Origin of the sequence: Sphingobacterium sp. LRF_L2 (assembly GCF_965644235.1) — a bacterium.
Taxonomy (GTDB): Bacteria; Bacteroidota; Bacteroidia; order Sphingobacteriales; family Sphingobacteriaceae; genus Sphingobacterium.
The window spans coordinates 289,314-300,873 of record NZ_CBFFRI010000001.1; the positions used below are offsets into that span (position 1 = coordinate 289,314).

At 43.9% G+C, this 11,560-nt stretch carries 9 protein-coding genes and 1 pseudogene; 7 read left to right on the forward strand and 3 right to left on the reverse strand.

Annotated elements, in window-relative coordinates:
* Position 1 precedes the first annotated feature (1 nt).
* The 3 genes from ACSZOX_RS01215 to ACSZOX_RS01225 are packed head-to-tail and all read right to left on the reverse strand — an operon-like array spanning position 2 to position 5,960.
* A complete protein-coding gene (locus ACSZOX_RS01215; protein WP_437917917.1) occupies positions 2-1,354 on the reverse strand; it encodes a RagB/SusD family nutrient uptake outer membrane protein in 1,353 nt (450 codons plus the stop codon).
* A gap of 3 nt (positions 1,355-1,357) precedes the next feature.
* Positions 1,358-4,543: a SusC/RagA family TonB-linked outer membrane protein gene (locus ACSZOX_RS01220; RefSeq protein WP_437917918.1), complete on the reverse strand. Its 3,186-nt coding sequence runs from the start codon at positions 4,541-4,543 to the stop codon at positions 1,358-1,360.
* A complete protein-coding gene (locus ACSZOX_RS01225; protein ID WP_437917919.1) occupies positions 4,530-5,960 on the reverse strand; it encodes a TlpA family protein disulfide reductase in 1,431 nt (476 codons plus the stop codon). Before ACSZOX_RS01225 ends, ACSZOX_RS01220 begins: the two co-directional genes overlap by 14 nt.
* A 985-nt stretch (positions 5,961-6,945) precedes the next feature.
* Here ACSZOX_RS01225 and ACSZOX_RS01230 point away from each other — a divergent pair.
* The 7 genes and pseudogenes from ACSZOX_RS01230 (at position 6,946) to cas6 (ending at position 11,554) form a co-directional block, all read left to right on the forward strand.
* On the forward strand, positions 6,946-7,419 hold the full coding sequence (locus ACSZOX_RS01230; RefSeq protein WP_437917920.1) for a hypothetical protein: 474 nt from the start codon (positions 6,946-6,948) through the stop codon (positions 7,417-7,419).
* 68 nt (positions 7,420-7,487) lie between these two features.
* Positions 7,488-7,706, forward strand: a complete 219-nt coding sequence (locus ACSZOX_RS01235) for a PLD nuclease N-terminal domain-containing protein (protein ID WP_437917921.1) — start codon at positions 7,488-7,490, stop codon at positions 7,704-7,706.
* Positions 7,707-7,759: 53 nt separating this feature from the next.
* Positions 7,760-8,953 (forward strand): PDDEXK nuclease domain-containing protein, encoded by a 1,194-nt coding sequence (locus ACSZOX_RS01240; protein WP_437917922.1) that lies wholly within the window; start codon positions 7,760-7,762, stop codon positions 8,951-8,953.
* A 109-nt stretch (positions 8,954-9,062) separates the two neighbouring features.
* Complete coding sequence (locus tag ACSZOX_RS01245; protein ID WP_437917923.1) at positions 9,063-9,308, forward strand: hypothetical protein; 246 nt, start codon at positions 9,063-9,065, stop codon at positions 9,306-9,308.
* Positions 9,309-9,424: 116 nt separating this feature from the next.
* Positions 9,425-9,883, forward strand: a pseudogene (locus ACSZOX_RS01250) (DUF1016 N-terminal domain-containing protein).
* A 28-nt stretch (positions 9,884-9,911) separates the two neighbouring features.
* Positions 9,912-10,478: a hypothetical protein gene (locus tag ACSZOX_RS01255; RefSeq protein WP_437917924.1), complete on the forward strand. Its 567-nt coding sequence runs from the start codon at positions 9,912-9,914 to the stop codon at positions 10,476-10,478.
* A 290-nt stretch (positions 10,479-10,768) separates the two neighbouring features.
* Entirely contained in the window at positions 10,769-11,554 is a 786-nt protein-coding gene (gene cas6, locus ACSZOX_RS01260; protein ID WP_437917925.1) for a CRISPR-associated endoribonuclease Cas6, read from the forward strand.
* Positions 11,555-11,560: the final 6 nt, after the last annotated feature.

The following is an 11,560-nucleotide window of genomic DNA, read 5'->3' on the forward strand; positions in this document are numbered from 1 at the left end:
ATCAGATCGGATTCTGCTGCATACCGGTTAAACTGATGATATCGGCCGGCAACGGCAAGGCATACCTGTTATCATTAGGTAGCAGTTCCAGCACCTCGCCATTTATATTTCTACGCAGCACAATCCCCGCCCCCAACCTGTTCAGGCGTTTGATATCAATCCAGCGCAGCCCCCTCAATAACAGCTCCTTACGGCGTTCCTCTAAAATACGCGCCAGCAGCTGATCTGCATCCTGCAGATCCAGTGGAACATAAGCCTGCGCACTATACCTATTTTTCAGCAGGGTATTCAGATCGGCCAATGCAGCAGCTCCCTCCCCGTTGCGCGCATTGCACTCCGCCCGGATCAGATATAACTCAGCCGTCGTCATTCCCGAGAAAAGATACGTTGTCCCCGCATAAGTTCCCCTGAACTGGCAGTAGCCCTCGCTCCCCTTGTTAAAAAACACCTGCTTGCGGATATCTGCATCCTCGTAACTTCCGTAAAGAGCCGTATCGACAAATGCAACAGAATAAGTAATCGCAGGGCTGTAGTTGATCATCTGTGTATAAAACAGCGTTTCCTTATTGAAGCGTGAAAAAGGAAAAGTATTTGATGCCGTCAACGATGCCGCATCATTATAATCCAACAGCACATCGTTCAGCAACAGTACCGAATCCGCATACAGTTTTGCCTTCTCAAATTCACCCATACTCAGGTAAGTACGGGCGAGCAGCCCATAAGATGCAATCTTAGAGGGACGCAGCTGATGGATACTTTTCTCCGGCAGATAGGCTAAAGCTTTCCTGGCATCCTCCACGATATATTCATAGCAGACCTTCACCGATGCCCGCGTCGAAACCTCATAAGGATCAGAACTATGCCGGATCACTATGCCCAGGTCGGTATCGGCCGTCTGGGGATCAAAAGCCCGGGCATAGGTCCACAGCAGATGTAGATAGGCATGCGCGCGGAAAAAGTATGCAGAACCCATCACATTGTCCCAATCCGCACTGTTTCCGGTTGTTCGCCCGATATCTGCCAGATTCTCCAGCACCGTATTACATACATAAACGGGTGTGTAGCCCACCGCCCAATCATTGGTAAATTCATAAACGTACCGCTGCCAGGTGTAGACCTCCCGTCCACTAAGTGCCTGCGCATCGTAGACCGTTGCCGTCAAAAAATAATCATCGGCAGAAGCCTCACCGTATGAGTTTGTCGAAAAATTCATCGTGTTGCTCTCATCCAATAGACTCTGCAGGACTTCCAACGTATTGGGCGTCGCAAGCGCACTGTTGGATTTGATATCAAGATAATCACTGCAGCCTGCACAAACGAGCGCAAACAAACAGCATAGTAGAAATGGTCTCATTGTTTATAGATTTAAGTTCAGACCGACGGCATACGTCGTCGGCCGTTTCATACTTCCCTGGAACATCGGATCGATGCCCTGTTTATTCGCTGTCCACAGCAGCCCCAGATTTGTCACATTCAGATACAACGTGAACGGATATTTCCGGGCGATCTTATCAGAAAAGCCAACACGCACATATTCAAAACGGATATGGTCTGCTTTCAGGATGTTGATCTCCGCATACTTGTAGAAGCTCTCTCTGTTGCTATTCACCGGATATATCAGCGAAGGCACATCGGTATGCAGTTCATCCCCCTCGTTCTGCCAGCGATCCAGAAAATCGGCCTGACCAACGCCCGTAGAGAACAACGTACTATAAGAGGTCACATCCTTCCTAAAATAATAATCGGCCATGAACGACAGGTTGAAAGCCAGGTTCATCTTCCAATAGGCGAAGGTGTTCATCAAAGATCCAAACCACTGCGGCGTTGACGAGCCTACGAACAGGATATTGCCGTTTGTCTCATCCGCTGAGGCCTGCGTGCGGATCTGCGCATAATCCGTACTCAGCTCGCCGAACAGATAACCCTGAGGATTCCCCTGGGCATCCAATCCGCCCCATTTATAGGCCGATATCGCATTCAGGGGCTTACCCGGAACCGGTGTTATCGAACTGGAAGAAATAAAAGAACTCAGCCCCATGGTCGAGGTGGAATAATATTCCAGCGTCTTATTTTTGTTGGTGCTCACATTGTAGGTCGTCTGCCAGGAGAATCTACCCTCCATATTTTTCATGCTCAGCAGTAACTCGGCACCCCTGCCCCGCATACTTGCCACATTCTTCATAACAAAAGATTCTACCCCCCAGGCCGTATAATCGTAAGGGCTCATCCCATAAAGATCCACCCCCTTTTTCTGGTAAAAATCAACATTACCGTGGATACGTCCTCTCCATGCATTAAAATCCAGACCGACATTCCAGGTTTCCACCTTTTCCCAGCGCAGGGCAGGATCGTTCAGCTGACCGATCTTCATACCCACGAAATCCGAATACAGCTGCGGCGACACGCCCGCCACCGGCAGAGGTGTACGCCTTAGATCTACATTCCCACTCTTGCCATACGTTGCCCGCAGCTTCAGCGTTCCAAATCCCCTATCTGCCATGAACTGTTCCCTATCGAGGTTCCAGAAGGCCCCTACCGACCAAAAAGGGCTCCATTTATCATTTGTCTGCGCACCGAATATATTTGCGCCATCACTTCTCATACTTGCTGTCAGACCATACCTATCCATCAGCGAAGCTGCCCAGTTGCTGTAAACCGATATGAAGCGGTTTACCGTTTCGGTAAACACAGGCTGGCCGGTTATGTTGGAAGAACTGAGCGAGATTGCAATGGGATAAATAGCCGTATAATCCACCGCAACATAACTTAACGGATCGTCCTTATAGCCATAGAGCGTAGAGCTCTCCCCATTCTCCTTACGCTGCCGCATTTCCCATCCGGCCATCCCCACAAGGTTGAACAGTTCCCATCGCTTATTGACATCCACCTGACCGCGCAGTGTATAGGACGCCACATCCCCACGAGACATGGATTTTATGCCTCCTTTCGGAATCGGAAAATCAACCAAGCCCGTCGATGTATTCGCCGCGGCAAACTGGTTGATCAGCACGCGCGCGTAGCGGCTCTGTTCGCTGTAACGAATATCATTCTGCTGTTGCTGCAGCTGCCCCTGGTAGGCAAGGGTGGCAGTCAGAAAAGACCAGGGCGCATAGCTCAGCGCAAAACGGCCGAAATATTCGTTCACCTTCGTTTCATTATCAACATAACGGTAGTCTTCCAGTGGGATATAATCCCAGGAGTAAAGACCCGAGAGCGCATAGCTATCCGTATATTCTTTACGGTAAGTATCTGCCAGTACCATCCCTTCGCCATTTTCATCAACAAACTGCAGGTAAGGTACTTTTTTGCTCCGGATGGCAAAGCTCGAATACGCCGGCTTTCCCACCTTACTGTTATCGTTGGTGTAGTAGATTCCGAAGTCGACATTTACTTTGTTGCCAAGACGTAGACGGTCCGAAAACTGCAGGTTCAGCTTTCTCTGCTTTGTAGCATACTCGTTCTTCTGATAGGTATAGCCCGCAAAAAGATTGAAGCGGTTCATATCCGATCGACCCGAGAGGTTCAGCCCGTACTGGTCTATCAACGGATGCTCCATAAAATAGTCCATATACTGCTGCCTCCCATCGATTGTAGCAAGAGCAGCCAGACGCTCCTCCATTACCCCGTCCGTCATTTCACCCTTCCGGTTTTTCAGCAGCAGTTCCACCGCCGGAGTCAGTGCATTCTGCGGATTACGGCGGATATTCGTATCGAAATAGCCCTTTCCGAAAAGCAGACGCTCCACATCTATAAAATCGGCAGCCGGCAGCTGGAACTGATCGTAGAGATCCGGTTTATCGCTGAAAATCGTTGTTTTATCGATCGAAAAGTTATACCCCGGTTTTGTACTTCCCTGTTTTGTGCTGATCACCAGCACACCGTTCCCGGCACGCGCCCCCCAGATCGAACTGGCAGCAGCATCCTTCAATATAGAAACAGACTCCACACTGTTGGGATCAATATTTTTGATATCCCCCTCGTAGATAAAGCCATCCACCACCAGCAGAGGATCTAGCTGCCCGTTTATCGTACTGATGCCCCGCACCGTAAAATTCAGCTTCCGCGTATCCGACACCGTTACATTATTATCAAAACGTACACCCGGCGATACATGGTTCAGGCGGTCAAGGATATTCACGCCAACCTGTTGGCTGAGCAGATCCTTATCCAGTAGCTGCACAGCGCCTGCCATCTCATTGGCCCGCAGCTTCTGATAGCCCGTACTGACCAGCACCTCCTCTATCTGTCCGTAATCCCTTATCAGCTCTATACGCAGTTCATCGTACGAAACGACAACAATAGACTTTGCTCCGTACCCCCTACGGGTTACCTGCAGGGTATCCGGCAATACCGCCCCGGAGAGGGCAAACACACCATCCTCCGCTGTTACCAGCGTTACGCCCAGACGGAGGCTCTTCACCGAAGCCAGCCCTATGCCCGAACCGTCCTCCGACTGTACCCGTCCTTTAAGTTGCTGCCCGGAACATTCCAGTCCCAGGATAAGTGCAGCAAAAAATACAATAATCAGTTTAATTGGTTTCATTGGTATATTTTATATTTTTAGGTGTAAAAACTACAATGGGTACAGCAACCTGCTTTTCAACCGGAGTGAGACCATGGACAGCAAGAAATTTCTCAACCTGCTCTCTGCTACCAAAATCCAGCCCCACAGGCACGTCGAATACCATACCCTTTGCTATTCCGCTGTGATCGACAACAGGTAGCTTCCAGGTCTCCTTAAAGCGGCCCAGCAATACCTTCCAACTCCTTTCTTCAGCATGCTTCCCCGCAGCACGCCTCTTACCCCGCTGTTGCGGTTCTACACTCACCGCATCCATAGGAACCAGTTCCATCACCTTCTGCAGTTTTTCATCACGGTGCAGCTCCACATCAAAATTGGTCCCGAGCACCTCGGATAGCCTCTTCCTCACCATTTCGATCGTAAGCGTATCTTTAGAAAACAGCTCGAAACAATAACCATCCTCATATGGAACAGGAGCTACCAGTTCACGGCGGAGATTCTCCTGTAGTGTTTCAGAGAACACGATATCATCGGTTTTTACCCCATGGAAAATCTCCGGAAAGGCTATATAAAAAAAGTACAGCAGCTCAAAGTTGGAAATACGGTAGAGCAAGCCCGCATCGTGCGTGTAGAAGGTACCCGAATCAAAACCTAAACCTTCTATATATCGTGTAAACAGCACATTCTGCTCCCGTGAAATGGAAGAAAACGGCAACTGTTCGGCGATCATCCTCGTTGGCGAAAAAGTCAGAAGATCTTTTTTAACAGGCCTCTGCAGCCCGCCGCTATGCAGCACAGCTTTGATATGTTCGGTGGTCACGGCTTCCGCATAGGTACTGCCGATATACCGGCCTTCAAATATCCAGACCACATGTGGCAGTGCTTTATGAGGAAAAAAGCGGTAGAGATCCCGGTCGGGAAAGACGTAGCACTGCCTATCCAATGCGGTGCCTGTCGATTGTTGGAAACGTGTAAATGTGTTTCGGATCTTTTCCGGTATATCCCCTGTTGTTTCAGCGTTTACGGGCAGGAAAAGCACGCTATCGTTCCAATCCTTTTCCAGGGCCTGGATCTTTGCCATGCTCCTCAAGCAGCTCCCACACCAGGTTGCCCAGAAATCCAATATGATCAACTTCCTATCCTGATAATCCCCCAATTTTATTGTTTCGTTGCCCAACGGATGGTTTACGACATTCAGAGGGAGTTCCCATAATGCCGGCGGAATAAGCTCGCCGATGGCGATAGGAAGGATTTCCGGAAGCCTATCGGCCCCGCTGTCCCTGCGGGGCTCCTGAGCAGTCAACTGATTACTAAACAACAAAACGAAACATATCCCGAAGCAGAACAGCGTCCGGCTCCGGTTATTTTTTGATTTAAACAGGTGGAATATCCAATCGAAATAAGACATATCTCTCCCACCCTTATAAAAATTCTTCATTTTTTTAAGGTGTTGTGCGAATCAATACAAGGATGGCAAAAAGCCCCTGCAGTGGCCTAAAACAGCCTATCCATTACCGCTTCGCGGTTAATAAATAAATTGAAAAAAAATACGAAAGCAGCGGGTTTCACTGTAATCAATACGGTTATGCATGTTTCGTATTCTAAAAGAAACCGACCTCTTCATAATTCAAAGAGAAAAATTTTGTACTAAACGAAAAGAAATATTTGCAAAGCAATAGAAGATTTCATAATTTTAAGCTGCAACACTTTTTACGTCGTGAAACCGATCTATTGACCAGGAAAAACCCATTTTGTTTTATACAAGCAGAGGTCGGTAACAGGCTGTTATTTTAAGAAGGAAGAGAAGGCTATCTTGTGGCCTTTCTGCTGAGAAAACCGTATCCAGAACCCCTTTGCGGGCGATTAATTCGCATGCTTGGTTCTATGTCCGATCGATCAGAACTCCCCCTACTGTTAACACCTGTCGCTTATGCACGACCTATTCCGGTGGCGCAGAAACGTTCTTTATAAGTAATGAATACGAAAACCGATGACATCGATCCTGGATCGGTATCTGCTGGTTTTTAGTGGTCTTGTTTAATCGTCTCATAATCCTTTTTTTGGTTATTAGAACGATGCACCCGGGAAGTTAGGAGATATGCTAATTGGTGGTTAAACCAATAGAGCGATGCTCAAAGCTTCTGAACTGGCGCTGTCAAGTACCACCACAACCGAAATTGTGGGTCCACAGAAGTCTAACATGAGCATCGCTCTATTGAACTTATATCGCAAAGATAATAAAATCCAATAGATAGCGAGCCCACGATCTACTCATGTGGAAATTGACAGCTTCGTTCATGAGTGACAATCGTTATGAAGTGGTAATGCCCCACTTCCGTATTTGTCGCTGTTTATAGTTCAAATATATAAATAATATAACGAATTAGGAAATTTTAAAACCAAATTCTACATAAAACAATTTAATGACTACCAAAATAGGTACATATTTAGACAAACTAAGTTCCAACAAAGCGAAGATATCACGTCTATCTGGGATATCTACAAATCGTATAAATTCTATTTCGAATAATGAAGACGCCAAACCTTATGCAGAGGAGTTTTATAAGATTATTTATTTAGCAAATGAACAGGCTGGTTTAGGAGAAGACTATTTCCAAAAAGCTGTAGACGAAATCTTTCCAAATCGGCCAAAAGTAAATCTTCTCGCGGAATTTAAAAACATGTCACCAGAGGGACAGTTTTTTAAAAAGTATACACAGAAGCAAACGGATATTGAACAAAGACTTGGAATAACCAATGGCAAAATCAGTAAGTATTTCGGAGACAACAGCAAGCGAGCGCTTGCAACTGAAATAATTGCTTTCGCTGATGGCATGGGGTTGGATCTATTAGAAGTGTTTAGAGAAATTTATGGGGGGATAAGACTAAACGATTAAGAATACAATATTGCTTTTGGTAAAGATATAACGACAAAAAAACCATTTTTTAAAATAAAATTAAAATTATGAACCTACTTTTTTTGAATCTAGGAACACAGGAGCTGATAATTATACTCCCTTTGCTAGTAATTTTTGTATACACGCTGTATCACGCGACTGCCAACAGAAACCTAAGCAGCAATCAACGTATATTATGGATCGTAATCATTCTCTTGACAAACATCTTGGGATGGATTGCTTATTGGATAATAGGGAAGAATGGTAAAGCGAAAGCAAGGCAGTGAAGGAATGTGGCTTGATGAAGGAAAACCAAAAATTAGATTAGAGCAATTAGATTATGAAATTCGACAAGCTAGTCATAAGCATAAAAACTACGCACGATGAGTTGCAGCGTTCGGCCGTAAAGGCTGTCAATCAGTCGCTCACTGTGCGTAATTGGCTGATAGGCTTGTACATCGTCGAATTCGAGCAGAAAGGGGAAGACCGCGCCAAATATGGTGAACGACTGCTACAAGAGCTTTCAGAGTCTGTGAGAATCAGAGGTTTGTCCAAAACAAACTTAAAGCTTTCTCGACAGTTTTATACGGCATATCCGCATTTGGTCTCCGCTGTTAAAGAAGTATTAGAAAATAACGGCATACAAGTCAATCGAATTGGTCAGTTGTTGACTGACCAATTACAAGATATTGATAAACAGTGTTTTAAAAATGAAAAATCGACAGATGATGAATTGGATCAATCAAAAGAAAATGTTAAGACTAGTGACAGATTTTTCATAGATTCCACAGAAATACTCTCAAAAATATCGTATACGCATCTCGTTCAACTACTGCCTCTACAAGATATAAGAAAACGTACTTTTTACGAAGTAGAATGTATAAAGCAAGCTTGGAGTGTAGAAGAGTTAAAAAGACAGATCAATACACTATACTACGAACGAAGCGGAATAAGCAAAAAGCCAGATCAACTGTCCAAAATTGTCAATCAGAAAGCGGAACGCTTGACGGCAGAAGACATCATTAAATCTCCATTCACCTTTGAATTCTTGGGATTCAAGGCGAAAGATGTGGTGTATGAAAATGATCTGGAGAAGGCTCTACTGGAACGCTTAGAGGATTTCTTGCTCGAACTAGGCAATGGTTTCTGCTTCGAGGCTAAACAAAAGCGTATCCTGATTGGTGGTGAATATTTCTTTATCGATCTGGTGTTTTATCACCGGGTACTGAAATGCCACGTCTTAGTAGAACTCAAAGTAGATGAGGCTAAGCATGAACATATCGGCCAGCTAAAGACCTATGTAAACTACTATAAAAAGGAGATCATGCAGGAAGGCGACAATCCTCCTGTAGGGTTGTTACTGGTGACCAACAAAAATAGTGCATTGGTAGAATATGCGATTGCAGATAGTGATCAGCAGCTATTCGTTAGTAAGTACCTCCTTGAACTGCCATCGGAAGAAGATCTAATCGCCGAGATAGAACGTGAGAAAAATATATTGCGGGAACAAGGTGTGGTATATGGGGAGGATTAAGACTATAATGATTATGAAAGGGCAAAGTATATTTACTATTTTAGCGGGTAGACAACCATTATAATATAATTACAAACAGAAAAACCATTTTAAAAATAAGATTAAAATTATGACATCACTATTCATCGGCACTCAAGAATTATTCTTAACCTTAATACCCCTAGCCTACGGCCTCTTCATCGTAGCCATATTTTATGGATTGTACAAAGTACTATCTATTCTATTAGACCGTTACTTGGTAGCCAAACGAGAACATACCTCAGCCCTACTTCAACAGAGCGAAGCACTGAAAGAAATCGCTTCGGCAATTAGAGATTCGAATGATAAACACAACACGCCACCAGAGATAATCTAACATGAAAGGCAAAAGCACTATGAATTCGTAAGAAAAATAAAAAATCTAAAGAGAATAAAAGTGAAGATTGATTGGTTGTGGTGGAAAGGCTTAAAAAAATAGATTTATTCAGTGCAATGGAAGCGGTAATTACAGACGTAATCAACATTATTGAAGAGGGGCGCCGGAAAGCATATCAAGCGATCAATTCTTCTATGGTCGAAGCTTATTGGCTTGCGGGGAAACGGATTGTAGAGGATGAACTGGAAGGTCAGGATAGAGCAGAATATGGTAATTAAAAAACTAGCTGATGCGCTTACGCTCTGATTTGGCAGTGGCTATCTCCTTCAACTTTGTACAACTATAAACTATTCTACACGACATTCTGTGATGAGGAGATTTTCTACACAGTGTGTAGAAAATTGAGTTGGAGCCACAACAAATCTATAATGAGGGTGTTATACAAAAACGCACAGCTATATTATCTGAAGGAAGCCGCAGATCAAAACTGGGCTGTTTGTGGTGATCGATCCAGATGGCTATTTAGTCCGCTTCACCCAAGAATTGGGGTTGCGAGAAGTAAGAGAACCGAATAGCTGAGCGACAGAATATATAACGTAAAATATGAAAAAAAATTTATTGCATCTGATTCTAATTCTACTAGTGTCAACAGCCGCGATCGATCGTTCATCAGCGCAAACGAACAATTCCGCACATGATGATTTTTTTCACACTGTGGTGAACAACCACAATCAAATCTTTCAGATGTCTTGTATTCCATCAGTCGTCGAAATTATTCTGAAGTATTATAAAGCAGTAGGTTTCAATTTCTACGACCTACAGAACGAGTGGCAAAACAAAACTGATGGTTCTTTCCGCAATTTTGACAACAAAGAGCTGTACGGTATCACTTTTCACCAAAAATTTGTACTGCCGCGAGATGAAACCTTTCCCATCGATAGCCTTTTCCAAGCTATAGAAAAAGAGCTAGCCTCGGGTAAAAAAGTGATTATCTCACTTCCTTCCGATACGGGATGGCATATGTTTGTTATCAATGAGCAGACGCCGGATGGAGAATTTATTTCATACAGCAAACTCGGATCCCACACATTGATCGTTCGAGACACCAAAGAAATTGTAAAGAAATCTAACGGTACAGAAATCATGACCTACACGATGTCATCTCGTTAGGACTTTGAGTAAGCTCCTTTCAGTCGGTTCTTTGATTTACCAAAAGGAGCTTACTGAATAATAATTCAATTAACTTCATATCCCTTATTTTTTTTCTTGCTCAAATTGACATTCCAAGGTCAACTTTACGAAATTACGGGAAACCATAAAATAATCTTATCCTATCAAGATATCTTTGATAAAGACATGCTTTCACAATAAATTGTGATCAAAATCATTTCTATTTAATAAGAAAATTAATTATTTTGGAATGAAAATTAAGACAAACCATTTGACCAATAGATACCGATATGCAATTCAAGATAAAGCTTAAGGCGTTTGAACCAAATACTCTTATCCCAATCAATTATCAATACTCTGTTTCCGCAGCTCTGTATAAGATTATGGAGAAAGGAAATACAACTTATGCGGATTTTCTACATAATACTGGTTATGGACGTGGCTTTAAATTCTTCACTTTTTCTGACATCAACTGTCCTTTTGAGGTTAAAGGCGATCGATTGCGTCTGAAAAAAGATGAACTGACTTTGGCAGTTTGCTTTCATGTTACGGAGGCAATGGAAAGTTTCATCAAAGGCCTTTTTACTTCTGAGAAGATTGATATCGCGGACAAAAAATCAAAAGCAAGCTTTCAGGTTGCATCGGTGGAGACCGTACCAAATCCTCTTTCGATGTATAACGAATCTGAAATTGTGTCGAAACTGTTGAAACCACTATCCCCTATTGTTTCGGGAGTACCGAATGATAAGGGCAACGATGATTACCTTGAACCTAGCGATCCTCGATTTATCGAACGCTTACTGCTCAACTGGCGTAGCAAGATCGAAGATTGCTATGATAAGGCTACTGCAAATGGTGCGCTGTTGATGATGGAGGTGATTCCGACGAAACATGACTTTAAATCTCGTTTAATCACCATTAAAGCGGATACCGAGGCCGAAACTAAAATACGTGGCTGGGTAAATTTTGAACTGAAAGTTACGGCAGAGAAACGATTTGTAGAGTTGTTGTTGAATGCGGGCCTAGGATTGTTTAATGCACAGGGAATGGGGTGTGTGGAGGTAAGTATAACATAAATCAAA